The sequence below is a fragment of the Kitasatospora sp. RG8 genome, from assembly GCF_017813315.1.
GTDB lineage: Bacteria > Actinomycetota > Actinomycetes > Streptomycetales > Streptomycetaceae > Kitasatospora.
The window spans coordinates 11539-37542 of record NZ_JAGIYX010000037.1 but is presented as its reverse complement, the minus strand read 5'-3'; the positions used below and the strand labels follow the sequence as shown (position 1 = coordinate 37542).

At 74.4% G+C, this 26004-nt stretch carries 12 protein-coding genes and 3 pseudogenes; 5 read left to right on the top strand and 10 right to left on the bottom strand.

All coding sequences use genetic code 11. The annotated features are described in order from the left end of the window. The 7 genes from J5Y04_RS35745 to J5Y04_RS35715 form a co-directional block, all read right to left on the bottom strand. Entirely contained in the window at window positions 1–315 is a 315-nt protein-coding gene (locus tag J5Y04_RS35745; RefSeq protein ID WP_374106182.1) for an acyl carrier protein, read from the bottom strand. Next, window positions 312–5024: a type I polyketide synthase gene (locus tag J5Y04_RS35740; protein WP_209416733.1), complete on the bottom strand. Its 4713-nt coding sequence runs from the start codon at window positions 5022–5024 to the stop codon at window positions 312–314. The genes J5Y04_RS35745 and J5Y04_RS35740 overlap by 4 nt, the downstream gene beginning before the upstream one ends. 20 nt (window positions 5025–5044) lie before the next feature. Next, window positions 5045–11908 (bottom strand): type I polyketide synthase, encoded by a 6864-nt coding sequence (locus J5Y04_RS35735; RefSeq protein WP_209416697.1) that lies wholly within the window; start codon window positions 11906–11908, stop codon window positions 5045–5047. A gap of 371 nt (window positions 11909–12279) precedes the next feature. Next, complete coding sequence (gene pntB, locus J5Y04_RS35730) at window positions 12280–13755, bottom strand: Re/Si-specific NAD(P)(+) transhydrogenase subunit beta (RefSeq protein WP_209416696.1); 1476 nt, start codon at window positions 13753–13755, stop codon at window positions 12280–12282. A gap of 5 nt (window positions 13756–13760) precedes the next feature. Beyond that, on the bottom strand, window positions 13761–15326 hold the full coding sequence (locus tag J5Y04_RS35725; protein ID WP_209416695.1) for a Re/Si-specific NAD(P)(+) transhydrogenase subunit alpha: 1566 nt from the start codon (window positions 15324–15326) through the stop codon (window positions 13761–13763). Between the two features lie 528 nt (window positions 15327–15854). Further along, window positions 15855–16643 carry a trans-aconitate 2-methyltransferase gene (locus J5Y04_RS35720; protein ID WP_209416694.1) on the bottom strand — a complete coding sequence of 263 codons (789 nt, stop codon included), beginning with the start codon at window positions 16641–16643 and terminating at the stop codon, window positions 15855–15857. Window positions 16644–16824: 181 nt separating this feature from the next. After that, entirely contained in the window at window positions 16825–18186 is a 1362-nt protein-coding gene (locus J5Y04_RS35715; protein ID WP_209416693.1) for a M14 family metallopeptidase, read from the bottom strand. Between the two features lie 138 nt (window positions 18187–18324). On the opposite strand from J5Y04_RS35715, the pseudogene J5Y04_RS35710 reads away from it, so the two are divergent. After that, window positions 18325–18572 (top strand): annotated as a pseudogene (locus J5Y04_RS35710) (hypothetical protein); the annotation flags it as partial. 23 nt (window positions 18573–18595) lie between these two features. Here J5Y04_RS35710 and J5Y04_RS35705 read toward each other — a convergent pair. Then, on the bottom strand, window positions 18596–19498 hold the full coding sequence (locus J5Y04_RS35705) for a LysR family transcriptional regulator (protein WP_209416692.1): 903 nt from the start codon (window positions 19496–19498) through the stop codon (window positions 18596–18598). A 135-nt stretch (window positions 19499–19633) separates the two neighbouring features. Here J5Y04_RS35705 and J5Y04_RS43770 point away from each other — a divergent pair, with 135 nt between their 5' ends. Next, the gene (locus J5Y04_RS43770) at window positions 19634–20407 is read left to right on the top strand and encodes a GNAT family N-acetyltransferase (protein WP_209416691.1); all 774 of its coding nucleotides are present in this window, start codon (window positions 19634–19636) and stop codon (window positions 20405–20407) included. On the opposite strand, the pseudogene J5Y04_RS35695 reads toward J5Y04_RS43770, so the two are convergent. Next, window positions 20390–21290, bottom strand: a pseudogene (locus tag J5Y04_RS35695) (helix-turn-helix transcriptional regulator). The gene J5Y04_RS43770 and the pseudogene J5Y04_RS35695 sit on opposite strands and share 18 nt — an antisense overlap. A gap of 80 nt (window positions 21291–21370) precedes the next feature. Here J5Y04_RS35695 and J5Y04_RS35690 point away from each other — a divergent pair. The 3 genes and pseudogenes from J5Y04_RS35690 (at window position 21371) to J5Y04_RS35680 (ending at window position 23236) form a co-directional block, all read left to right on the top strand. Then, window positions 21371–21622, top strand: a complete 252-nt coding sequence (locus tag J5Y04_RS35690; protein WP_307853471.1) for a carboxymuconolactone decarboxylase family protein — start codon at window positions 21371–21373, stop codon at window positions 21620–21622. Window positions 21623–21645: 23 nt separating this feature from the next. Continuing rightward, window positions 21646–22498, top strand: a pseudogene (locus J5Y04_RS35685) (aldo/keto reductase). Window positions 22499–22885: 387 nt separating this feature from the next. Then, window positions 22886–23236 (top strand): 5-carboxymethyl-2-hydroxymuconate Delta-isomerase, encoded by a 351-nt coding sequence (locus tag J5Y04_RS35680; protein ID WP_209416689.1) that lies wholly within the window; start codon window positions 22886–22888, stop codon window positions 23234–23236. A gap of 198 nt (window positions 23237–23434) precedes the next feature. Here J5Y04_RS35680 and J5Y04_RS35675 read toward each other — a convergent pair whose 3' ends face one another. Further along, complete coding sequence (locus J5Y04_RS35675; protein WP_307853469.1) at window positions 23435–25852, bottom strand: glycosyl hydrolase family 65 protein; 2418 nt, start codon at window positions 25850–25852, stop codon at window positions 23435–23437. Window positions 25853–26004: the final 152 nt, after the last annotated feature.

Sequence of the window (26004 nt, the reverse complement as noted above, 5' to 3'; positions counted from 1 at the left end):
TCAGGTCCGTTCCGCGCTGTGCAGCCGGTCCTCGACATGGGTGACGAGCCGTCCCACGGTCAGGCCGATGATCTCGTCGAGCTCCATGTCGGCGATGAACTCGGCGAAGTTGATCCGGTCGCCCCAGCGGTCGCGCAGCAGCCCGGCGAGGGTGACCAGGTCGATGCTCTCCAGGCCGAGGTCCTCGGTGAACCGGGCCTCCATGGTGACGTCGGCGGTGTCGAGTCCGTACTCGTCGAGCACGGCGGCCAGCATGCTGGTCACCTCCGTGAGGATCTCGGGGCCGGTCGGGGAAAGGTGCTCGCTGGTGGTCACGCCGTCTGTCCTTCGAGGTCGTGGTGGTCGGGGGAGTCCGTGGTCCAGGCCACGACGTAGTCGCGTTGCGGCCGGCCGGGTGGGCTGCTGACCCGGGTGCAGTGCACGTGGTGGGTGCGGAGCCCGTCGGGGGTGGCGACGGCGACCCGCAGAGCGGTGGGGCCGGCGGTGACCACGGTGAAGTCGTGCGGCCGGCCGCGGAGCCCGGTGCCCTCGGCCTTGGCGGCTGCCTCCTTGGCGGCCCAGAACCGGGTGAACCAGACGTCCCGGGAGGCGCCGTCCTCGGCCTGGCAGGCCGTCAGCAGCCGGACCTCCCGGGGGAGCAGCGCGACGGGCAGGGTCTCGGCGGGGCGCTCGGTGACCTCCTCCACGTCGATCCCGGGCCCCGGAGCACCGCTGCCGCAGGAGGGGCGCACGAGTGCGACCGCGATCTCGCTGCGGTGGGCGAGGGTGACCTCCAGGTCCGGCAGCAGCCGGCCGTGCAGGCCGCGCACCCGGGGGCGGCCGGAGGGGTCGTTGAGCACCTGGATCTCCGCGGGGAAGGGCCGGTCGGTCGAGTCCTGCCACAGCAGGCGCCGCACCGCGTCCTTGACCGCGATTCTCCCCAGCAGCCAGGCCCGGCGGCCGCGCGGCGGCTGCCGGTCGTACTGCTCGCGCTCGGCTGCGCCCAGGTGGTTGCGCATGATCAGGTCGCGGGAGGCGAGGTCGGGCCAGCGCTCGTGGAGCAGGACCCAGCCGCCGGGCTGCGGGGTGGAGAGCGTCTCGCGCTCGACGAAGCGTTCGACGGGCCGGGTCTCGGGGTGGCTGTCGAAGCGGCGGTCCTGCCAGCCGTCGATCTCGGCCCAGACCTCGCCGTCGGCCAGGAGCTGGACGTCCGCTTCGAGGGTGGTGCGGCTGATCGCGGTGATGCGGATCCGGCAGTCCAGGTCGGTGCCCGGGCGCGGCTGCGGTCCGTGCAGCCGCAGGTGGCGGATGCCCACCGGGAAGACCACGGAGCGTTCGGTGTGGGTGGCCATGATCCAGTAGCCGAGGAGCTGGCCGACGTTGTCGAGCAGCGCACCGGGTGCGGAAGGCGCGGTGATCACACCGCGCACGTGGTTCCCGCCGAGCTCGGTCAGGGCGGTCAGGCCCTGGAAGGCGGGGCCGTGGAACATCCACCGCTCGTCGTAGAGCCTGGTGGCCGGCATCGGCGTCCGGTGCGTGCTCCCGGGCGGTTCGGCAGGCCACGGGGTGGGCGGGGCCGGGTGGCGGTCCGCCAGTTCGACGGTGCCGGCCGCGTAGCTGCCGAAGGCGGCGGTGAACCGGCCGGGGCCGGCGTCCTCAAGGGTGATCTCGATGTCGAGGGGGCTCGCGGCCGGCACCCAGCGGCCGAAGCGCAGGTCGTGCAGGGCACGGACCACCTGTCCCGGTGCGGCCTGCTCGGCGGCGTCCGTCAGGTGCTGGACGATCGTCGTGGCGGGGACGACCGGCCAGCGGTCCGACAGGTCGGGCCAGCCCGGGCGCTGGCGGTAGAAGCAGTGGTCGAGCAGGTAGGGCATGGTCCCGGTCGAGATGAGCAGGCGGCTGCTGTGGTGCGCGTGTGTCCGGGCGGGGACGGGCCGGGCCGGCGCGGGTGGCTCCCGGCGCGGCGCCGGGGCAGGCGCGACGGGCTGTGCCGGTGCGGTCCGGTGCGGCGGTGCGCCGGCCGCCCGGCGGTGGGTGAGCACCTCGGCGACGGCCCGTTCGGTGTCGCGCAGGAGGGCGCCGAGTTCGGCCGCTACGGGGTGGGCGTCGAGCAGTGCGGCCAGGGTGTCGCCCGATGCGGCCAGGGTGTCGCCTGGGGCGCGGGCCGGCGCGACGGCGTTCGGTGCGATGGCCCGCACAGCGGCGGGCGGCACGGTGGCCGGACCGGCTGCGGGCCGGGCAGGGGTGTTCGCCGGCAGGGCGGGGGCGAGTTCGGCACGCAGGGCGGTGACGGTGGCGGGTTCCAGCGAGACGAGGCCCCCGGAGAGGTCCAGCGGTATGGAGGGGTGCGTCCGTACCGCAGTGGTGGGGCGGCTGTCCGGGGTCCGTGCCCGGGCGGGCTGCAGAGCGGCCGAGTCGGGTTCGGCGCCCTCGACCCACAGGGCGGCGGCGAGGCGGCGCAGCTGGGCGAGTCCGTCGCGGTGCGGCGAGTTCGCGGCGATCACCAGGTGCTCCCGCCGGCCCAGGGTGTCGCCCACCAGGGAGCCCAGCTGGCCGGGGCCGACCTGGACGAAGGCCCGGAACCCGTCGGCGTGCAGGGCTTCGACCAGTGGTCTGAAGCGCACCGGTTCGAGCAGGTGGCGCAGGAACAGGGAGCGGACCTGCGCCGGGGTGTCGGGAAACGGCGACGCTGTGGTGCCGGACCACACCGGCACGGTCGGGCGGTGCAGCCGGAAGCCTTCGGCGGCCTGGCGGATCGGGGCCAGGTAGGGGGCGAGCATGGGGGTGTGGAAGCCGGACCGGAACGGCAGGACCTGGCCGAGCACGCCACGGACCCGGAACCGGCGGACGAGTTCGGTGACGGGTTCCTCGGGCCCGCAGACGATCGACTGCTGCGGGGCGTTGTCGTGCGACAGGACGACCTGGCCCATGTCCTCCAGGCTCGCGATCGTCTGCTGGACGTCGTGGGCGGAGGTGCCGAGCACGGCGAAGGCGAGCCCGGGGACCTGCAGCGCGTCGGGGTCGAAGGAGTCCAGGAAGGCGTCCACCTGGGTACCGGAGAAGAGGCCTGCGGTGATCATGGCGGTCCACTCGCCGACGCTGTGTCCCGCCACCGCGTCGGGGTGCACGCCGATGCGGCGCAGCGCGGTGTCCAGGAGCCGTCCGACCGTGACGATGCCCGCGCCGTGGCGGCCGATGTCGTCCGTCCGGGCGCCTGCGGCCAGGGCGGGACGGGGCAGGCCGAAGTGGTCGGCGACCTCCTCCACCCGGGGACTGAAGTCGCCTTCGAGGCCGGGGAAGAGGAACGCGACCTTGCCCCGGCCGGCGGAGGCGGGGCCCAGCAGCGGCGCGGGGGTGAACCAGATGTCGCCGCGCCCGCGCCAGGGCCTGCCCCGCTCGACGGCGCGCCGGGCCATGGCCAGCCGCTTGCCGGTCGGGTCGGCGATCGCCAGCCGGCACGGGGGAGCCGGGGGGCCGCCGGGTCCGTCCGGCTCGGGCCGGGCGGCGTCCTGCGCGGACAGCAGCTCGGCCAGCCGCTCGGGGGTGTCGGCGGCCAGGCGCAGCAAGCGTTCCGGTTCGGTCACCACGGTGGTGGCCCGCGCGGTGGGTAGCGCGGTGGCCGGGGTGCCGGAGCGGGGGAGGGCGGGGGCCTGTTCCAGGACCACGTGGGCGTTGATGCCGCCGAAGCCGAAGGCGTTCACCGCGGCCCGGCGGAGGATCCCGTCGGCCGACTCCCAGGGCCGCGCGGTGCCGATCGTGCGGAAGCGGGTGGCGGCCAGCGCGGGGTGCGGGTCTTCGCAGTGCAGGGTGGGCAGCTGCATCCCGTGGTGCACCGCGAGTGCCGCCTTGACCAGGCCGGCGATGCCGGCGGCGGGCATGGTGTGGCCGATCATCGACTTCACCGAGCCGAGCACCGCCCGTTCCTCGTCTGCGCCGGCGGGGCCGAACACCTCGGCGAGCGTGGCCAGTTCGGCCGCGTCGCCGGCCGGGGTGGCGGTGCCGTGGGCTTCCAGGAGGCCGAGTGCGCCCGGCGTCGTCGGGTCCAGGCCGGCCGCCCGCCAGGCCGCACGGACGGCGCGGCACTGACCTGCCGGGTCGGGGTTGGTCAGACCGGAGGTGCGGCCGTCACTGGCCACTCCGGTGCCGCGGATCACCGCGTACACGCGGTCGCCGTCGCGCTCGGCGTCGGTGAGCCGCTTGAGGACCACCATGCCGGTTCCCTCGCCGATCAGCAGGCCGTCGGCACCGCGGTGGAACGGGCGGATCCGCCGGCTCGGGGAGAGCGCGCGCAGCTGCGTGAACACGCTCCACAGCGTGACGTCGTGGCAGTGGTGCACTCCGCCGGCCAGGACCACGTCGCAGCGCCCGCTCGCCAGCTCGCCGACCGCCTGGTCGACCGCGACCAGTGAGGACGCGCAGGCGGCGTCGACCGTGTAGGCGGGGCCGCGCAGGTCCAGCCGGTTGGCCACCCGGGAGGCGGCCAGGTTGGGCACCAGGCCGATCGCCGACTCCGGGCGGTCGGGGCCCAGCCGGTCGGCGAACGCCTCGCGCACGCGTTGCAGCTGGCCGGCCGAGAGTTCGGGCAGCAGTTCGCCGAGGGTGCGCACCAGCTGGTGCGCCCCGCGTACCCGCTGGTCCAGGCGGGCCAGACCCGGTGTCAGGTAGCCGCCGCGGCCCAGGACCACCCCGACCCGGTCGCGGTCGGTCAGGCGGTCGCTCCCGCCGGCGTCCGCGAGGGCGGCGTCGGCGACCTGCAGGGCGATCAACTGGTCCGGTTCGGTGCCGGGGACCGAGGCCGGCATGATGCCGAACCGGGTCGGCTGCACCTGGGCCAGGCCGTCCACGAAGCCGCCGCGCCGGCAGTAGAGCCGGTCCGGTGCGGCCGGTCCCGAGACGGCATGGGGGTCGTAGAAGCCGGCGTCCCACCGCCCTTCGGGCAGGTCGGTGATCGCGTCGACGCCGTCGACCAGGTTCCGCCAGTAGGCGGCGAGGTCGGGGGCGCCCGGCAGCAACACCGCCATCCCCACCACGGCCACCGGCGGCATGCGCGGGTTCGTCAACGGTCTCACCACCCGGACGCGGTGTAGACGACGGCGCGGGTTCCCGGTTCGCCCCAGGCCAGTTCCCGCAGCAGCGCCAGGGTGCCGGCCTGCGGGTCGATCAGGCGCACGCCGCGGCGGGCGTAGTCCTCGGCGAGTTCGGGCGAGACCATGCCACCGTGCCGGCCGGTCGGTGCCCAGGGGCCCCAGTGCACGGTCAGGGCCCGGTTGCCGGTGCGCTCCGCCCAGCGGGCTCCGGCCTGTTCGAGGGCGTCGTTGGCGGCCGCGTAGTCGCTCTGGCCCCGGTTCCCGAGGGCTGCCGCGATGCTGCCGAAGAGCACGGTGAAGCGTGGTGCGGCGGGCAGCTCGTCGAGCGCGCCGAGCAGCGCGGCGGCGCCGTCCGCCTTGGTGGCGAACACCCGTTGGAAGGACGCGAGGTCCTTGTCGGCGAACATCCTGTCCTCGATGACGCCGGCCGCGTAGACGACGCCGTCCAGCCGGCCGTACTCGGCGTGGATCTCCTTGACGGCCTGCCGCAGCGCGGCCGGGTCGGCGGCGTCGGCGGTCCGGTAGCAGGCGGTGGAGCCCAGGTCCGACAGTTCCCCGAGCGTGGCTGCGACCTCACGGCCGGCCAGCACCCGGGAGGCGGTGGCGTCGATCTGCGGCAGCGGGACGCCCTGGCGGGCGAGGACGCCGCGCAGCTCGGCCCGGCCGTGGGCGGCGGCGGTCACCTGGTCCTCGGGGCCGCCGGGCGCAGCCGTGCGGCCCAGCAGTTCCAGCCGGCAGCGTGAGGAGGCGGCGAGGGCGGCGGCGAAGCGTGCGGTGATGCCGCGGGCCCCGCCGACGAGCAGCACCACGGCGTCACGGTCCAGGCCCAGGGCGGCGGCCTCCGCGACCCCGTCGCCGGCCGGCCCCGCCCCCCGGCCGGCCACGACGCCGAGGCCCGCCTCCACCAGCGCGATGCCCTGACGGCCGGCCGGGCCGCGCAGCACCACCGGTTCGTTCTCCTCGGCCAGCAGCTCTTCGACCAGTGCGTCCGGGGCCTGCCGGGCGGCGTCCTCGATCTCGACGAGCCGCACGGTGGTGTGCGGGTATTCGCGGGCCAGGCTGCGGAACAGTCCGCGCAGCCCGTCGCCCCGCCCGGCGGCCGCCTGGTCGTGGTCGGTTCCGGCGGGTGGGGTGGCCGGTCGGGCGGCCAGCAGCCAGCGCGGGTCGCGGGCCAGGGCGGCGCGCAGCACGGGCACGCTCGCGGGCAGCACCGGTGGCCCGTCCTCACGCAGCGGGTCCAGGAACAGCACGCCGTCCACGGGGCCGTCCGCCTCGGACAGTTCGTGGGCCGCCCCCAGGGGCAGCACGGTCGCGCCGAGCGCGGTGAGCCGGGCGGTGAGGGCGGCGTGGTGGGCGTCGCCGCCCAGCATGGCGAACCGCTTGCCGGCCAGGGTCTCGGACGCCGCCGTGGGGTCGGGCAGCGCGGTGGTGCCGAAGCACAGCCGTACCGGTTCGTTCCCCGCGACGGCCGCCGACCCGGTGGACCGCTGGGCGGGGACCTCGGGCGTGGACGGATCGGCCGTGGACGGATGGGCCGTGTCGGTTCGGGCGGTGAGCCAGCGGGCGATGGCGAGGGCCGTGCGGGCCCGGGACAGCTCCTCGACCTGGGCGTCGTCCAGCTCGGGGATCCCGTTGGCACCGTTGCCGAGCCGTCGGGCGAGCAGGCCCACGATCTCCGTCCGCTTGATCGAATCGATGCTCAGATCCGCTTCGAGGTCCAGCTCGGGTTCGATCATGTCGGCCGGATAGCCGGTCCGTTCACCGATCACCTCGACCACCGCTCGCAGCACCTCGTCCACCCCGCCGGCCGTCGGCAGCACCGGGGCAGAGGCAGCGGCAGGGGCAGAGACGGGATCCGGAGCCAGGACGGGTGCGGACGGCAGGGTGACCGGGACGGCGGCGGACGGAGGCGACTGCGGGACGACCGGCGTGCCCGTCGCTCCCCCCAGATGGGTCAGGAGGATGTCGCGCTGGGCTGCGATCAGTTCCCGGCTGCTGCGCAGGAAGTCCGCGATCAGCGCGTCGCTCGCGGCGGATCCGGTGTGCGGGCCGGGCTGCTGGGCGGTCATCAGGGCCTCCGGTACGCGTCGGGCCGGCGCGAGTGCGCCGGGCAGCAGGTCTCCGGCGGCGGTGCGCACCAGGTGGCCGTCCACCGTCCAGCCGGGGCGGCGCGGGGGCTCGGCCCGGCCGGCCTCCACCGCGTCGCGGCCGCGCAGCAGGCGGCCGGTGCGGACCGGGACGCCCGCGACCGCGAGCTCCGCCAGCGCGTCGAGGTATCCGGCCAGTCCTCCACGCCGCCGTTCGAGGGGGATCGCCCGGTGCGGCCGGTCACCGAGGACGTCCGAGACCAGACGGGTGAGCACCGTGCCGGGGCCGGCCTCGACGAACACGCGCGCTCCGGCCCGGTACATGGCCTCGACCTGGTCGAGGAACCGCACGGGTGCGCCGATCTGGGCGGCGAGTTCGGCGCGGACGGACGCCGGGTCCGCCGGGTACGCCGTCGCCGTCCGGTTCGACCAGACCGGGAACTCCGGGGCCCGCACGGTGCGCTCCGCCAGTGCCGCGGCGAAGCGTCCGCCGGCGCCGGCGACCAGCGGGCTGTGGAAGGCGCAGGCGACCGGCAGCCGCTTGACCCCGTATCCCGCCTCGCGCAGCAGCACGCCGGCCGCGGCCACGTCGTCGCTCGCACCGGAGACGACCGTCTGCCGCGGTGCGTTGTGGTTGGCCGCCACCACGCGGCCGGCCAGCCCCGCTGCCGCCAGCACCTGCTCGACGGACCGGGCGTCGGCGGTCACGGCGGCCATCGCCCCGGGGTCCGACCCCTCGCCGACCGCGTCCAGGATGCAACGGGCCCGATCGGCGCTGAGCGCCGGCAGGTCCTCGGTGGCGAGCGCCCCGGCCGCGCACAGGGCGACCAGCTCGCCGTAGCTGTGGCCGCCGGCCAGGTCGGGACGTACGCCGGCCAGTGCCAGCAGTTCGTGGGCCGCAAGGCCCGTCATGCCGAGGACCGGCTGCGCGACCCGGGTGTCGGTCACCGCGGCGTGCTGTCCGTCGCGGTCCTCGGGGGTGAAGGCGGTCGGCGGGTACAGCAGGTCGGCATACGCCCGTCCGAGCCGCAGCTGACGCCGGACCTGCGGGAAGGCCGCGAAGAGTTCGGCGAAGGCGCCCGGCTTCTGGCTGCCCTGCCCGGGGAAGAGGAAGGCGACCTCGCCGCCCGGTGCGCCGTCCGGGTCGGCCAGGTGCAGCCCGGCGCCCGGTGCGTGCTCGCCGGCCACCGCCCGGCCGAGCAGGTCGACCAGTTCCGCGACGCTGGAGGCCACGATCGCGGCCTGCACCGGACCGTGCCCCCGCTCCGCGCGACGGGCGGCGGCCAGCGCCAGGTCGCGCAGCCGCCACGGCGCGCCGTCGGCCCGGGCGAGCCGCAGCAGTTCGTCCGCCCCACGCAGCGCCCGTGCCCGGTCGCCGCCGCGGAAGGTGAACAGCTCCGCCGGCCACTCCTGCAGGCCGTGGGCCGGTGTCGGACCGGCATGGCCGCGCAGCACGGTGTGGAAGTTGGTGCCGCCGAAGCCGAACGCGCTCACACCGGCCACCCGTTCGGCCGGCGGCCGGACCCACGGCCGGGCCTCGTCGTGGAACACGAAGGGGCTGTCGGCCTGCCAGGCCGCGTTGGGCCGGCGCAGGTGCAGGGTCGGGGGCTTGATGCCGGTGTGCAGCGCCAGCGCCGCCTTGATCAGGCCGGCCAGGCCGGCCGCGCACTTGGTGTGCCCGATCTGCGACTTGACCGAGCCCAGTGCGCAGCTGCCCGGCTCGGCGCCGGCCTCGGTGAACACCGCTTCCAGGGTGGCCAGTTCGGTGCGGTCGCCGACCACCGTGCCGGTGCCGTGCGCCTCGACCAGGCCGACCTGTTCCGGCCCGATCCCGGCGCGGCGGTAGGCCCGCTCCAGCGCCGCGCGCTGCCCTTCGGGCCGCGGTGCCGTCAACCCGAGCGAGCGGCCGTCGCTCGCACTGCCGATGCCCTGGATGACCGCGTAGACCCGGTCGCCGTCCCGCTCGGCGTCGGCCAGTCGTTTGAGGACCACGCAGCCCACCCCCTCGCCCAGCGCGATGCCGTCGGCGGACGCGTCGAACGGGCGTGAGCGGCCGGTGGGGGAGAGCGCGTGCACGGAGGTGAACAGGAGGTAGTCGTTGATGCCGTTGTGCAGGTCCGCGCCGCCGCACAGGGCGAGGTCGGTGGTTCCGTCGACCAGCTGCCCGCACGCGACGTCCAGGGCCGCCAGCGAGGAGGCGCACGCCGCGTCCACCGTGAAGTTGCCGCCGCCCAGGTCCAGCCGGTTGGCGATCCGCCCGGAGATGACGTTGGCCAGCATGCCGGGGAAGGAGTCCTCGGTCAGGACCGGCAGCTGCTCGGCGATCGGCTCGGGGACGCGGCCGAGGTAGGCCGGAAGGACCGCACCGAGCACGCCGGCGTTCGACAGGTCGCTGCCCGCCTCGGCGCCGAACACCACGCCGGCCCGCGACCGGTCGAAGGCCCTCCCGCCGTCACCGACCCCGCTGTCGTAGCCCGCGTCCACCAGGGCGCGGCGCGCGGCCTCCAGTGCCAGCAGCTGGACCGGCTCGATGCTGCCCAGCGCGGACGGCGGGATGCCGTAGACCAGCGGGTCGAAGGGGATCCGGGGCAGGAAACCGCCCCACTTGGAGGGGGTCGTGCCGCTCCCGCCGTCCTGCGCGTGGTACACGGCCGGGTCCCAGCGTTCGACGGGGACCTCGGTGACCGCGTCCACCCCGCCCACCACGTTCGCCCAGAACGCGGGCAGATCGGGGGCCTGGGGGAACATGCCCGACATGCCGATCACCGCGATCTCCAGCGGTGCCGGATCCGGGTCGCACGCCACCTCGCCCTCCAGGCGCTTCAGCGCCTCGGTGGCACCGGCGGACAGGAAGGCGGCCGCCCCGGTCGTGACGGCGGCGTGGAGTTCGGCGAGGGTCGTGGTGGCCGAGCGCAGGACCGCGACCTGCCCGGCCATGAACATCCCGCGTTCCAGCTGCTCCTGCTCACCGACCGCGACCAACCCATCCGGGGTGCGGTCGACGGCCTTGCTGGCAACCCGTAACCGTCCGACGTTCAGTTGCTCAAGACGCTCCCACGCCTCGCGGTCGGGTACGCCTTCGGTGCGCAGGCGCTCCCGGGTCGCGTTGAACTCCCCGGTGAAGGGGCTGGGCACGCAGCGGGTGGCGTGACCCGGTGCGGTCTGCAGCAGCTCGGTCCCCTGCGCGGCCAGCACCTGCCGCTGGAACTGCGGCTGGACCGCGCCGAGCGCCACCGCCTCCTGCGTGAACAGGTAGGCCGTGCCCATCAGCAGCCCCGTCGTCACCCCGCGGTCCGCAAACGGCGCGGCCATCGCGGCCACCATCGCCGCCGACCGCTCGTCGTGCACGCCCCCGGCGAACAGCACGTCGACCTGCGGCCGCCCCTCGGCCGTGTCGAGGAACTCCTCGAGAACCGCCAGCTGCGCCTCCCACAGCGGGAAGCTGTGCTGCGGTCCGACGTGTCCGCCGCACTCCGAGCCCTCGAAGACGAATCTGCGCGCCCCGTCCTCCAGGAACTGTCGCAGCAGCCCCGGGGAGGGGACGTGCAGGAACGTGCGGATCCCCGCCTCCTCCAGCACACGCGCCTGGGAGGGGCGCCCGCCGGCGATCACGGCGTGACTGGGCCCGGTGGCCAGCACCTCGGCCAGCTGGACGGCGCGCAGCTCCTCCGGTGCGAACCCCAGGACGCCGACGCCCCAGGGCAGTTCACCAACCGCGGTCCTGGTCCGGGCGAGCAGGTCGCGGGTGCCCCCGGCGCCGGTCAGGGCAAGGGCCACGAACGGGAGGGCCCCGGCCGCGGCGACCGCCGCGGCGAAGGCGGGCTGGTCGCTGACCCTGGTCATAGGACCCTGCGCCACCGGCAGCGCCGTGCCCAGGGCCCGGCTCTGCGGCGTCCGCGGACGGAGCAGGGACGATGCCGCTTCTTCGGACGCCACGGACCGGAGCCTCGCCAGCACGCCCTCCCGCACCGCGCGTACCGCCGCGGCCGCCGTCTTCCACCGCGCTGCGAACCTCTCGGCCAGGAAGCCGTCCTGACCGATCGTCAGGGAGTCTGTCGCACGGGGAGGTTCGCCTCTCGGGCCGCGTTGCAGCACTCTGCGGCCCCCGACCACACTGGTCTCGGAGCCGTCCATGCCGCGTACCGCGGCCGCGGTTTCGTCGGATGTCGCGGACTCCGCGAGCAGGGCCAGCTGGCTGTCGAGAACCACGCCCGCCGCTCCGCCCGCCACCGCGGCGGTGGCGGTGTGCACCCCGATGCCGCCGCAGGCCCACACCGGCACGTCGATCCCCGGTGCTGCCAGCACCTGCTGCAGGAGGACGAAGGTGCTCAGATCCCCTACCCGGCCGCCGCTCTCGCAGCCGCGGACGACCAGTCCGTGGGCGCCGGATCCCACGGCGGCCAGTGCCGCCGACAGGTCCGTCACCTCCACCAGCACCCGGTAGCCGTCGGGGAGTTGTGCCACGCCCCAGCCGTCGGCAGCCGAATCCACCACCACGGTGTCCACGCCGGAGTGCTCCGGGGGGCCCAGGTCCTCCGGCGTGAGCCGGCAGCCGGAACTCACCCGGATCCCGAACCGGCCCGGGGACCGCTCGCGCAGGGCCGCGAGTTCCTCGCGTGCTCTCCGGTCGCCGGTTCCCAGGTCCAGCACGCCCAGTGCGCCGGCGAGGCAGACGGCCTCGGCGAGGCCGGCGTCCGGCTCCTGGAACGGGGTGATCCCTATGACCAGATCGGCCGGGGGAACAGTGGGCCTCATGGATTCTCCGTAACAGTAACGGTGCAAGGGCCGGCCAGTGACATGACGCGCCTGCTGTCGGGATGCGAAGGCGCGGTTCTTCCTGAATGGGATGTCCGGGCTTGGGGAATGCTACTGAGCGGTAAGGCATCACAGGTTAAAGCTGTAAGTCATATACATGTCAAGAAGGCGAAGGTGCGCAACGCGCGACGGACCAAGATCCTCCGGCTTGCAGGTGACGCCACCGCGCTGCTCCTTCCCCGGCCGGAAGGGGGGGCGGGCCGCGGCATGCGCCGGACCGGGCAGAGACGACCCGGGGACGCGGCGTGGCCCGCCAGTCGGGACTGGCGGGCCACGTTCATGCCCGGGGGCCGGTTGTGCCGGCGCCGGCCCTACACGGAGGCCCGGTCGGCCGCCGTGGTCGGCCGTCCGGCCGCCGCCGGCCGGTCCCGGCCGTCGGCGTCGAGGCAGCGGAGGATCTCCTCGACGCTCTGCTTGGCGTCGCCGAAGAGCATGCCGCTGTTCTCGCGGAAGAACAGCGGGTTCTGGACGCCCGCGTAGCCGGAGGCCATCGACCGCTTGAAGACGACCACCTGCTCCGCCTCCCACACGCGCAGCACCGGCATGCCGGCGATGGGGCTGGAAGGGTCGTCGGTGGCGGCGGGGTTGACGGTGTCGTTGGCGCCGATGACGAGGACGACGGAGGTGTCGGCGAAGTCGTCGTTGATCTCGTCCATCTCCAGGACGATGTCGTAGGGCACCTTCGCCTCGGCGAGCAGCACGTTCATGTGACCCGGCAGGCGCCCGGCCACGGGGTGGACGCCGAAGCGGACCTCGACGCCGCGCTCGCGCAGCCGGCGGGTGAGTTCGGCGACCGGGTGCTGCGCCTGGGCCACCGCCATGCCGTAGCCGGGGGTGATGACGACGGACCGGGCCTGCGCGAGCTGGCGTGCCGCCTCCTCGGCGCGGACCTCGCGGTGCTCGCCCTGCTCCTCCTCACCGCCCGAGGGGGCCTCGATGCCGAAGCCGCCCGCGATGACGGAGAGGAACGAGCGGTTCATCGCCTTGCACATGATGTAGGACAGGTAGGCACCCGAGGAGCCGACCAGGGCGCCGGTGACGATGAGCAGGTTGTTGTCGAGCAGGAACCCGGCGGCCGCCGCGGCCCAGCCGGAGTAGCTGTTGAGCATGGAGACGACGACGGGCATGTCGCCGCCGCCGATCGAGGCGACCAGGTGCCAGCCCAGCACGAGTGCGAGCACGGTGACCGCGATCATCAGGCCGAGACCGGGGCTGACGGTGAACCAGGCGGTCAGCGCCACGAACGCGCCGAGCGCGCCCAGGTTCAGCGCGTTCTTGCCGGGCAGCACCAGCGGACGCGAGGCGATCCGGGCGGACAGCTTGAGGAAGGCGACGATGGAACCGGTGAAGGTGACCGCGCCGATGAAGATGCCGATGAACACCTCGGCGTGGTGGATGCCCAGCAGGTCGGCCGCGACGGTGTCCTGGGCCGAGCCCAGCGACTCGACCTCCAGGTAGCTGTTCCAGCCGACCAGCACCGCGGCGAGGCCGACGAAGCTGTGCAGGACGGCGATCAGCTCCGGCATCTGGGTCATCTCGACCTGCCGCGCCCGCCACAGGCCGATCGCGCCGCCCAGCGCCATCGCGACGACGATCAGGGTGACCGCGCCGGCGGTGATGCTCCGGGACGCCACCACGACGGTGGCGGCCAGGGCGAGGGCCATGCCGGCGATGCCGTAGCCGACGCCGGCGCGGGAGGTGCGGTGCTGGGACAGTCCGGCCAGACTGAGGATGAACAACAGGGCGGCGACCAGGTCCGCGGCGTGGGCGGCCGTCGTGGAAGTCATCGGGCTCAGCGCCTTTCGGGGGACGTCGAGAACATGCTCAGCATGCGACGGGTGACGGCGAAGCCGCCGAAGATGTTCACGCTCGTCAGCAGGATCGCCACGAAGGACAGCACGGTGACGAGCGTGCTCCGGTGCCCGATCTGCAGCAGGGCGCCGATCACCACGATCCCGGAGATCGCGTTGGTCACCGACATCAGCGGGGTGTGCAGGGCGTGGTGCACCTTGCCGATGACGTAGTAACCGATGACCACGGCGAGCGCGAACACCGTGAAGTTCTCGGCCAGTTGCGCCGGGGCGAGGGCGACGAGCGCGAACAGCGCCAGCATGCCGACGCCGATCAGGCCGAAGCGGGCCGCCGGGGTGAGACGGGGCGGCGCGGGCTCCGCGACCGCGGGGGCGGCGGGCTGCGCGGCGGGAGCGGCCGAGACGGCCACGGGCGGCGGCGGCCAGGTGGTCTCGCCGTCGCGGACCACGGTCACCGCGCGCTGGACGGGGTCGTCGAAGTCGATGACCAACTGCCCGTCCTTGCCGGGCGTCAGCAACTTGAGCAGGTTGACCATATTGGTGCCGAACAGCTGTGACGCCTGTGCGGGCAGCCGGGACGCGAGATCGGTGAAGCCGATGATCGTGACGCCGTTGTCGGTGACCACCGTGCGGCCCGCGACGGTGCCCTCGACGTTGCCGCCCTGGACGGCCGCCATGTCGACGATGACACTGCCGGGCTTCATCGCCGCCACGTCCGCGGCGGTGAGCAGGCGCGGGGCGGGCCGCCCGGGGATCAGCGCGGTGGTGATGACGATGTCCACGTCCTTGGCCTGCTCGTGGTAGAGCTCGGCCGCGGCACGGTCGTAGTCGGCGGAGGTCGCCTTGGCGTAACCGTCGGTGCCCGCCTCCTGGGCGACGTTGACGGCGAGGTACTCGCCGCGCAACGACCTCACCTGGTCGGCGACCTCCGGCCGGGGGTCGGTCGCGCGGACGATCGCCCCCAGGCTGGAGGCGGCGCCGATGGCGGCGAGCCCTGCCACGCCGGCACCGGCCACGAGGACCTTCGCCGGGGGCACCTTGCCCGCGGCCGTCACCTGACCGGTGAAGAACCGGCTGAACACGTGGGCCGCCTCGATGACGGCCCGGTACCCGGCGATGTTCGCCATCGAGCTGAGCACGTCCATCGACTGCGCGCGCGAGATCCGCGGCACCGCGTCCAGCGCCAGCGCGGTGACCGGACGCGCCGACAGGGCCTCCAGCAGTTCCGGCCGCTGCGCCGGGGCGAGCAGGCCGACCAGGGTCGAGCCGTCGCGCAACCGGGCGATCTCCCCGGTCGACGGCGCGTTGACCTTCAGGACGACGTCGCCCGCCCAGGCGTCCCCGATCTGCGCGCCGGCCTCGGTGTAGGCCTCGTCGGTGAAGCCGGCGGCCGCGCCCGCCTCGGACTCGACGACGACCTCGTAGCCGAGCGCGAGCAGGGTGCGTACCGTTGACGGGGTCGCGGCGACGCGGGTCTCCCCGGTGGCCGACTCGGCGACCACACCGATGCGCCGCGGGGGGTGGTGCGTGGCGTCCTGTGCAGACATCTCGTGCCTCTCTCGTCGGAGGAACCGTTGACGGCGGGAAACGCGTCCAAGGGGGAGTGTCCTCCCCTTGGACGCAGGAACCTACCTGCCCCGACCCGGCGGCGGGGCGGGGCGAGGCCGTGACATGCTTCACCCGTTCGCGGCCTGTCGGAAGGGCCGGGTCACGTGCCGGGAGTGCGTCCGGCGCCGCGCGGCCCCGGACCGTCCTGCGGGCGACCACCCCCGGAGGCGGACGGTGCGGGGGAGTCGCGGGGGGAGCCGCCGACGGCGCCCCGAGGGGCCGGGCGACGCCGCCGGGAGTGGCCGGGGAGTGAACGGCGGGGCCCGGAAGGCCCGGCCGATTCGTCGGTGCCTCCCCTTCAACCTCCTTGCCCGACTCGAACGTTGGCGCCTTCACCAGCGGGCGGGGCGGGGCGGGCCGACCCGCCACCGCACCGCGTGCGGTTCACCGGGCGCCGCGTCCTCGCCGGGGTATACGCGTACGCGTCCTCGCGCGGGCCTCAGCCGGCGGGCCTCACCCGCTCGTCCTCACCCGGCCGGGCGCGCCCGCCGGACGGTCAGCATGTCCTGGGTGTGACCGATGACGAACGAGCCGTCCGGCCGGGCGAAGTGACACCGGACGTAGTCGGTCAGCTCGGCGCGGTCCGGCCGCGGGTCCATGGTGGCCAGGTCGGCCACGTTCACCATGAACTCGGCGACGTCCACCGCCTCGTCCAGGCGGTCGGCCCGGTATCGGAGGTCGAGCGTCTCCAGCGCGTACTCGTGCGCCGGCTCCCGCTCGCGCAGGCGGTCGGCCAGCGGCCGCAGGTCGTAACGGACCCCGGTGAAGTGCTCGGCCATCCGCATGCACGGGCTGTCCGGGTTCTGGAGCATCACCAACAGGGTGCCGCCGGGCGCCGCCCAGCCGAGGACCGTGCCGACCGTGCGCAGCCAGTCCTCCTCCGGCACGTAGTAGAGCACGTGCGAGAGGTGGACCAGGTCCGCCGGTCCGGGCGGCTGCGCCTCGTCGATCGGCTCCGGCAGGACCAGGGCGTCGGGACAGGCCAGGCGCAGCCTTTCGCGCATCGCGGCACTGGGCTCGACGGCCACCGTCCGTTCGAAGTGCCGCCCCAGGTGTGCGGTGGTCCGGCCCTCGCCCGCGCCCACGTCCAGCAACATCCGGCGGTGCTCCAGCCCGGCGACGACCTGGTCCAGCCGGGCGTGGGTACGGGGCTTCTCGTCGGTGCCGGCGAGGAACAGCTCGAAGGCACGACGGTAGGCGGCGCCGGAGACGTCCAGCACCCGGACGGGGCCCGGCTCCGCAGTCCCTGCCTCCATCCGGAAACCCCTTTCGACGGTGCGCCGGCTCCCGGTCCATTGCACCGGGGACCGGCGCGTACGGAGCGCAGGGACGTTCCTGCCCGCGTGTCGCGGACCGGGCGGAACCCGTCGGCGACGCCGCCGCGTGGGGTGCGGCGGCGCGCCGGACGGACGGGGCCGGGCTGCCGGGGTTGGGAGCTCAGGTGGTGATGCCGCAGTACTGCTGCTGCTTGCCGATCACCCGGAACATGCAGTCGGCGGTCTCCACCAGCCGCAGCACGGCCTCGCGGTTGCGGCTGGTCTCCCGTCCGATCACCTCGTCCGGCGGGTAGAAGCCGCTGCTGCCGTTCGGGCCCGGATACATCTCGAAGGTGTAGGCGAAGATCCGCTGCGCGCCCCACAGCCAGTCGTCGATCGCGCCGTCGGTGATGTAGAGGTCGCTGGACTGTTCGGGCGTGTAGCCGTTGGTGCCGGCCATGCTCCGGCCGAGGGTGGCGAAGGTGTTGGCCTCGTCGGCGGTCATCCCGGTGGCCGTGTCCGCGGTGGTCCAGCCGAACGGCCAGAGCACCAGCTCGCTGTACGTGTGGAAGTCGATGGCCGCGGTGATCTGCTGCTTGCCGCCCACCACCCGGGAGCGGACGAAGTCGGCGACCACCTTGGTCTCCTTGGCCGACTCGGGCGCGGGGCCCCGGTAGGTCTCGCTGGAGGTGGTGCCGGAGGAGCCGCCGCAGCAGCCCCACTTGTAGTCCCAGTTGCGGTTCAGGTCGGTGCCGACGTTGCGGCTGCCGGCGTTGGGCTGGCGGTCCTTGCGCCAGCTGCGGTAGCGGCCGGTGGCGATGTCGTACTCGCCGCCGTCCGGGTTGAGGTCGGGGATCACCCAGATCTCGCGGCTGTTGACGGCGTTGGCGATCCGGCTGTCGGTGGCGTACTTGTCGCCGAACTCGTGCAGCAGGTAGAGCGCCATCTCGACGGTGAGGTGCTCGCGCGCGTGCTGGTGGGCGGTGAACAGCACCTCGGGCTCGTTCTCGTCGGTGCCGACGTTGTCGCTGATCTTGACGGCGACGATCGGGCGGCCCTCGTAGGAGGTGCCGATCACGCGCTTGCTCATGATGTCGGGATGCGCGGCGACGACGGCGTCGATGTCGGCGGCGGCCTCGGCGTAGTTGTGGTACCCGGAGTCGGCGGGCGGGAAGTCGTACAGACCTGCGGCCGTGCTCTCCCGGCCGTCCTCGACGCCGTACCGGGGCCCCGGCAGCGCGGTGGGGGACCAGCCGAGCGCGCGCAGGCGGGCGAGTTCGGCGGGCGTGGCGGTGACCACCACCGAGTCGGGCCGGACGGCGTCGAGGGAGGCGCCGGTGGCGGCGACGGCGCTGCGTTCGGCGACCGTGCGGGGGCCGTCGAGGAGGTACTGACGGGCGGTGTCGCCCGCGGCTTCGGCCGCGGCGACGGTGTCGCCGGCGACGGGCTGGGCGGCGACCCGCGTGGTGAGCGGCGAGGCGAGTGCGAGGGCCAGCAGCACGGCGGTGACCGCGGCGGGCTTCCCTCGGCGGGGCAGTCGCATGACTGTCCTCCTGTGGGGGGTCCGTAGGGACGGAGCAGGGGAGGAACTGCGGCGCGCGCCAGCATGATGGTCCGTCAGTGTCATGAGTTCGTCAAGACGGTGGTGTCCGCCGGACACGCGGTCTTCGTCAGGGCGGCGGTGCCCGCGATCCGGCCGGCGGGGTCTCCGCCCGCGGCGCCCGGCCTGCACAGCGTGCGGCTCACCGGCGGACGGCAGTCGGACGCCTTCCACCACGACCGCTGGAGCCACGACAAGGTCGTGCACTGGACTCACGGCGTCAACCGGACGCGCTCCTGCCGGTGAAGGTGCACGTCAGGGACGGGATCATCGCCTGGGAGACGCAGGCCATCGACCACCCGCCGGTGGGGCCGGACCGCCCCGAGCACCCGGCCGGCTCCGCGGGCACGTCTCACGAGGCGGCGCGCAGCAGGTCCAGGACGGCGGTGACGGCCGGGCGGGCGGCGTGGTCGGGGTGGGTGAGGGCGTGGACCGAGCGGGTCAACCCGACGGAGGCGACCGGGCGGAGCGCGAGCCCGGGGCCGGGCCGGTGGGCGAGGGCGGCGAGCTCGGGCACCAGGGCGACACCGAGGCCCCGGGCGACCAGGTGCAGGACGAGCTGGTAGTCGTCGACCGCGTGGCCGAGGCGGGGCGCGAAGCCGGCGACCGCGCAGGCACGGCGGAGCAGGGTGGTGCTGCCCTCCTCCCGCGAGCCGACGATCCAGGGCTCGTCGGCCAGCCGGTGCAGGTCGACGGCGGTGTCGGGCGGACCGGCGCACGGGTGGTCGGCGGGGAGCGCGAGCAGGACGGGTTCGACGGCCAGCGGGTGCGCGGCGAACCCCTCCTCCGGCGGCGCCGGGGTGAGGTTGTACCGGTAGCGGACGGCCAGGTCGCAGCGCCGGGCGCGCAGCGCGTCCAGGGCCTCCGGCGGCTCCGACTCCACGAGTGAGATCCGCAGCTCGGGGTGGCGTTCGCGGGCGGCGGCCATCGCCGGGACGACCCGGACGGTGGCGAAGGTGGAGAAGCAGGCGAGCGTGACCGGCCCGCGGGGGGTGCCGGCCGCCAGGAGGTCCCGCTCGGCGGCGTCCAGCGCCGCCAGGACGACCCGCGCGTGCGCGACCAGCCGCCACCCCTCGGGGGTGAGCCGGACCCGCCGGCCGACCCGCTCCAGCAACCGCACCCCCGCCTCCCGCTCCAGGGCCGCGAGTTGCTGGGAGACGGCGGAGGAGGTGTAGCCGCAGGCGGCGGCGACCGCCGTCATGGTCTCGCGGTCGGCGAGTTCACGCAGCAGCATCAGCCGGACCGGGTCCAACATCCAGTGTTCCTTACAGGTCTGTGAAGCAATCCGTGGTGGACCTTAGCGATCACGGTCCGCCATGCTGCCGGTACCCCCCGGGTGCACCCCTGCGCGCATCCGCCTCGTCCGTCCCGAACGACCCAGGAGAACACGGTGGCCGACAGGCTTCTGATCGAGCAGTACGCGGCGGCGGCATGGCCCGCGGGCGAGGCGAGCGCGGCGGCCGGCTGGCTGCTGCGGCACACGCCGGGCGTGCCGCGCCGACGGTCGAACTCGGCGCTGCCGCTGGTTCCCGGGGCGGTGCTGCTGGCCGGCCTGCCGTGGGTGGAGGAGTACTACCGGGAGCGCGGCCTGCCGGTGGTCGTCCAGGTGGCGCCCGCCGAGGAGCACACGGAGCTGGACGCCGCGCTGGCCGGGCGCGGCTACCGGCGGGAGGCGCCGACCCTGGTGCGGACCGCGCCCGCAGCGACCGTGATCGCCCGTTCCCGCCCGTCGGCGCCGCTCGCGGTGACCGTCGCCGAGGAGGCCACCCGGCACTGGCTGGACGGCTACGTGGCCCTGGACGGCGGCGGGGGCGGCCGGGCGGCCGCCGACGGCGTACTCGCCCGGATCCCCGGTCGGGCCGCCTACCTGAGCGTCGAACGCGACGGCGCGGTCGTGGGTATCGGCCTCTTCGTGGCGGCGTCGGACCCCGCCTACGCCGGGGTGTTCTGCATGGCCACCCACCCTGACCACCGGCGCGGGGGCATCGCCACCGCCGTCCTGCACGTCGGCGCCCGCTGGGCCGCGGCCAGGGGGGCGGAGCGGCTCTACCTCCAGGTGATGGCGGACGAGGAGCACGCGCCCGCCCGGCGGCTGTACGAGCGGGTCGGGTTCCAGGGCTCGCACGGCTACCACTACCGTTCCCTGTCAAGTTCCGCGTGTTGAGGTCTCAATCGTGGGCTGGGGGCTGTTCCAGCTGGCGAGGAGGTCGAGGGTCTCGGCGTCGCGGCCGCCTGGCGGGACAGCGCAGAGGATGAGGTAGAGGCCGTCGTCGGCGGTGAGCCGGGTGGTCTCGTAGGTGAAGGTGAGGTCGCCGACGAGGGGGTGGTGGATGCGTTTCGCGCCGGCGCGGTGGTGGCGGACGTCGTGGCGGGCCCAGCGCCCGCGGAAGGGGTCGCCGCCGCGGGTGGAGAGCTCGCCGATCAGGTCGGACAGGGCCTTGTCGTAGGGGTTGCGGCCGGCCTCGGCGCGCAGGGTGGCGACGTTCTGGTCGGCGACGGCGTCCCAGTCGGGGTAGAACGCGGTGGCGGCCGGGTCGAGGAAGGTGAAGCGGGCGGCGTTCGCCGGGCGGGCGGGGCTGTCGAATACCGGGGCGAACAGGGCGTGGGCGAGGGTGTTGCCGGCGAGGAGGTCGAGGCGGGTCGAGGCGGGCGTTGCGGATGTAGGCGGGGACGCCGCTGATCGCCTCGACGAGGTTGCGCAGGCCGGGGCGGACGGGCTGCCGGGCGGGCCTGGCGGGTGCTGCCGCGGCCGCGGCTGCGTTGGCGGCGCGGACGAGGTCGAAGAGGTGGGCGCGTTCGGCGTCGTCAAGCAGGAGGGCGCGGGCGATGGCGTCGAGGACGGCGTCGGTGGCTCCGCCGGCGTCGCCGCGTTCGAGCCGGGTGTAGTACGGGACGCTGACGCCGGCGAGCTGGGCGACCTCCTCGCGGCGCAGGCCCGGGACGCGGCGAGCCCCGGAGAGCGGGGAGAGGGTGAGGCCGGCCTGCTCGGGGGTGACGCGGGCCCGGCGGGTGGTGAGGAAGTCGCGGATCTCGGTGCGTCGGTCCATGCCCCCGACCCTACGGCCGGCCACCTCGTGGGCGCACGGGCGTAGGGGTCCCTGTCAGGGTCTGCTTCGCGCCCCCGTTGGTGCCTGCAGTGCGGTTGTCTGGAGGGCATGTTCGATCCGTCCGCCCGAGGAGACCTCCGACGCCGTCCGCCTCACCGACGACCGGTTCGGCAGGCAACCTTCGCCGCGCTCTCGAAAACGGCCTCACCCCCGGCGAACCCGCCGAGGCAATCACGCACCTGGCCTTCTACGCCGGCCGACCCGCCGACATGAGCGCCACCGGCGTCCTGGCCCAGGTCGCCGAACCCACCGGCCGATCCATCATCCCTTGACCACGTCCTTCCAGGAGAGTCCCGTGCAGCACGTCACCCTGAACAACGGCGTCCGGATGCCGATCCTCGGCTTCCGGCGTCTACCAGATCCCCGCCGACCAGACCGAGCGGGCCGTCACTGACGCCCTCGCCGCCGGCTACCGGCTGATCGACACCGCGGCCGCCTACGGCAACGAGGAAGCCGTCGGCCACGCCATCAAGAACAGCGGCATCCCCCGCGAGGACCTGTTCGTCACCACCAAACTCTGGGTCCAGGACGCCCCCGCACGGGACAACACCCGCCGCGCCCTGCGGACCTCCCTGGCCAAGCTCGGCCTGGACCACGTCGACCTGTACCTGATGCACCAGCCCTTCGGCGACGTCTACGGCCAGTGGCGCGCGATGGAGGCCGCCCACCGCGAGGGCCTGGCCAAAGCGATCGGCGTCGCCAACTTCTACCCCGACCGCCTGTTGGACCTGGTCCTCAACAACGAGATCACCCCGCAGGTCAACCAGATCGAGACCCACCCCTTCTTCCAGCGCGACCCCGACCACGAGCTCATGCGCAAGCACCGGGTCCAGCACCAGGCGTGGGGCGGCTTCGCCGAAGGCAGGAACGACCTCTTCACCCCCCCCGTCCTCAGCGAGATCGGCGAGGCGCACGGCAAGTCCGTGGCCCAGGTCGTGCTTCGCTGGCTGATCCAGCGCGACATCGTCACCATCCCCAAGTCGGTCAACCCCGACCGGATGGCGCAGAACATCGACGTCTTCGACTTCGAGCTCACCGAGGAGCAGATGGCCGCCGTCGCCCCCCTCGACACCGGCAGGACGCTGTTCTTCGACCACCACGACCCCGAGATGGTCGCTTGGCTCAGCAAGCGCCGCCTGGACAGCTGAACCGCAGCGGGAACGCCCGCCACACGCCGGCCCGGACGGCCCCGGCACCCGAGCACCGGGGCGTCCGCCAACACCGGCCTGCGGCTCGGACAAGTCCCGCCAACCGGGAAGAGCGACCTCTCCCACCTCCTGCCGCACGGCATCCGTTGGCGCCCGGAACACCCGACAACCCATGGGCCGGCGCACCCTTCGCGATCAGTTTCAACATGCCGATCCAGGAGGGAGCCCCAGGATCACCGGGTGACGATGCGTCACACCGGGGGATCCCGCCCGCCGGGTGCACGGCGGCGCGCGATAGCGTCGCGGATGTCGTCCGTGCCGTCGGGGCCGGATGTCCGGTCCGTCCGGTTGTTCGTCCGGTCCCGTCCCGTCCTGTAGGAGGCTCCCGTGCCGCAGATCCTGATCGACCACTCGCCGGAACTCGACTTCGACCAGGCGGGCCTCGCCGCGGAGGTCCACCAGCTCATCACCGAGGTGATCGACACCAAGGTGGCGGACTGCAAGACCCTGTTCCGCCCGGCCGCGCGGTACGCGGTCGGCGACGGGAGCACGGGTGAGGCCCTGGTGCTGGCGCAGATCAAGATCCTGGCCGGCCGCACCACCGAGCAGCGGGCCGAACTGACCGCCCGGGTGCTCGCGGTCCTCCAGTCCCGCATCGCCGTCCCGGCGGCGATCTGTGTCGAGGTCACCGAACTCGACCGCGACACCTACCGCTTCGTCCACCACGCCGGCCGGTAGCCGGCCCTGACGCCTCCGCCGGTGGCCGGGCCGTCGCGCGCGGGGCGTGACCCAGCGCCTGCGGCGGCGCCGGCCCTTCCCGCGCAAGGTCCTCGACGCGGGAGGGGCCGGGCGTCGGCGCGGTGCTGTCCGGCCGGAGTCGGGCCGGGGTGAGGACCGGGGACGGGGCCGGAGTCGGGGCAAGGGCCGGCGCCGGGGTCAGAGGCGGAAGACGCGGGTCTCGCCGGGTGCCACGGTGGCCGACCTGCCCCGGAGGCGGACCCGGACGGGTTCCTGTCGGCTCTCCCGGAGGCTCACCGTCACCTCCCGGTGGCCCGTGGTGACGACGATGCCCCAGTGGCCGCGGTAGCGCAGTTCCAGTTCCAACCTCCGCAGGGCGGAGGGGAGATGGGGGTCGAGCCAGATCGCGTCCTCGCGGATCTCCAGCCCGGTGTAGCAGCGCTGGAGCAGGTCGACCGCGCCGGCCATCGCGCCGAGGTGGACGCCCTCCGAGGTGGTCCCGTGCCGGCCGTCCTGGAGGTCGGCCACCAGCGCGTCGCGGAAGTACCGCCAGGAGGCCCGGCGGTCGGAGCGGGTGAGCACCCAGGCGTGCACCACCGAGCTGAGCGAGGAGCCGTGCACGGTGCGCTTCAGGTAGTACGTGGTGGTGCGGCGCTGGAGTTCGTGCCGGGCGGGGTAGCCGAGCCGCCGGAGCAGGGCGCGGACCTCGCGGGCGGAGAACAGGTACCAGAGCATCAGCGCGTCCGCCTGTTTCGACGCCCGGTACCGGTTGACGGTGTCGCCCTCGGCCTCCAGGAGCCGGTCGAGCCGGCGCAGGTCGGGGTAGCGGCGGCGGTAGGCCGCCCAGTCGAGCTCGGCGAGCCGTTCGTACCCCTCGAACTGGCTGACCACCCCGCTGTGGAACGGCACGTGCAGGCGCCGCCCGACCTCCTGCCAGCGGCCGAGCTCGGTGTCGTCGAGCGCCAGGCGTTCCAGTAGCTCGTCGCGCCGGTACCCGGGCAGGACGCCGAGGGTGTCGAAGGCGCGCGCCAGCACCCAGGAGGCCAGGACGTTCGTGTAGGCGTTGTCGTCCAGCCCCGGCCCGGTGGCCCACGGGTAGGCGTCGTGGTACTCGTCGGGACCGAGCACTCCCCGGATCGACCACCGTTCCCGGGCGGGGTCGTAGGAGGCTGCGGAGGCCCAGAACCGGGCGATCTCCAGCAGCATCTCGGCACCCGCACCGGCGAGGAAGTCCAGGTCGTTCGTGGCCTGGTAGTACTGCCAGATGTTGTAGGCGACGGCCGAGCCGACATGCCGCTGGAGGTGGGTGTGGTCGGGGAGCCAGCGCCCCGAGAGCGGGTTGAGGTGCAGCAGCTGGGACTCCTCGCGGCCGTCGCTCCCGCTCTGCCACGGGTACATGGCGCCGCGCAGTCCGGCGTCGCGGGCGGCCTGCCGGGCCGCCTCCAGACGGCGGTGGCGGTAGCGCAGCACGGCCCGGGCGAGCTCGGGGAACCGCAGGTTGAGCACCTGGAGGACGAACAGCTCGTCCCAGAACACGTGGCCGCGGTAGGCCTCGCCGTGCAGGCCGCGGGCCGGTACGCCCACGTCCAGATCGGCCGAGTGCTCCGAGTAGGCCTGGAGCAGGTGGAACAGGTTGAGGTGCAGGGGGCCGGCGCCGTCGAAGTCCGCCTCGATCCGGCAGCGGTGCCACAACTCGCCCCAGCGGATCCCGTGTTCGTCCAGCAGCCGGTCGAATCCGGGCGCCTGTGCGGCCAGCAGCCGGGAGGAGCGCAGGGGCGTCCCGGTCGCCGGGTCGTGGGAGGTGTGGACCGCCACGGTCTTCTCGACGGTCACCGGCCGGCCCGGTTCGGCGACGGCCGTGACGGTCTGTGCCGCCCGGCCCGGCCCGAGTTCCTGCACGGTCGGCAGGGGTCCTCCGGCACCGCGCACGCGGGTGCGGGCGGCGAGCGCGATGCGCAGCGGCGAGCCGGCGGCGGCGACCTCCAGCCAGATCAGGCCGTCCTCGTCCGCACCCTCGCCGGCCGGTACGAGGTGGCTGCCGGTGAGGGCCCGGTAGCGGGTGACGCCGGTGTTGGCGACGGCGCCGTCCAGCGCCGAGCGGATCTCGACCGGCCCGGACCAGTTCTCGGGCGTGATGGTGCTCTCCAGGGCGGCCAGGTGGGGCCGTGCCTGGCTGGCCAGGCGGCGCTGGACCAGCCGGGTCCGTCGTCCCGCGGTGTCCACGACCAGGGCGCGCCTGGTCAGGACGCCCCGCCGCAGGTCCAGTTCGACGCTCTGCTCGGCCGGCGGTCCGGTGAACCAGTCGCCACCGGCGGGGCGGAAGGTCAGCGGCAGCCAGTTCGGACAGTTGACCAGGTCCTCGTTGGTGACCACCCGGCCCGCGACCGTCGAGGACGCGCGGTCGTAGCAGCCCGCCAGGTACGTGCCGGGGTAGTGGACACCGTCCGCGACGGACTCGGGGGCGGCGCCGCGCGTGACCAGATAACCGTTGCCCACCGCGCAGAGCGCCTCCCGCAGACCCTCCTCGGCGGGGTCGAAGCCCTCGTAACGGAGGGTCCACGGGTCCGGCATCGCCGGGTGCGCGGGCCCGGACCGGGTGGATGTGTCCGCTGCCACGAGGCCACCTCCGCGTTGCCGTCCTGCTCCCAGTCTGCGCAACGCGCCGCCGGGGCGCTCAGCGGCCGTGGTCCGTCGGCTGCCGTCCGGGCCAGGGCGGCCAGGGCGGCCGGGGCGGCCCTCCAGGCCGGACCTGCCGGGCCGGGCCGGGT

Excerpts from the sequence above, each read along its gene's own strand:
- J5Y04_RS35740 (WP_209416733.1), bottom strand. The coding sequence starts at position 5,024 with ATGCCGCCGGTGGCCGTGGTGGGGATGGCGGTGTTGCTGCCGGGCGCC.
- J5Y04_RS35735 (WP_209416697.1), bottom strand. The coding sequence starts at position 11,908 with ATGAGGCCCACTGTTCCCCCGGCCGATCTGGTCATAGGGATCACCCCG.
- pntB (WP_209416696.1), bottom strand. The coding sequence starts at position 13,755 with ATGACTTCCACGACGGCCGCCCACGCCGCGGACCTGGTCGCCGCCCTG.
- J5Y04_RS35725 (WP_209416695.1), bottom strand. The coding sequence starts at position 15,326 with ATGTCTGCACAGGACGCCACGCACCACCCCCCGCGGCGCATCGGTGTG.
- J5Y04_RS35720 (WP_209416694.1), bottom strand. The coding sequence starts at position 16,643 with ATGGAGGCAGGGACTGCGGAGCCGGGCCCCGTCCGGGTGCTGGACGTC.
- J5Y04_RS35715 (WP_209416693.1), bottom strand. The coding sequence starts at position 18,186 with ATGCGACTGCCCCGCCGAGGGAAGCCCGCCGCGGTCACCGCCGTGCTG.
- J5Y04_RS35705 (WP_209416692.1), bottom strand. The coding sequence starts at position 19,498 with ATGTTGGACCCGGTCCGGCTGATGCTGCTGCGTGAACTCGCCGACCGC.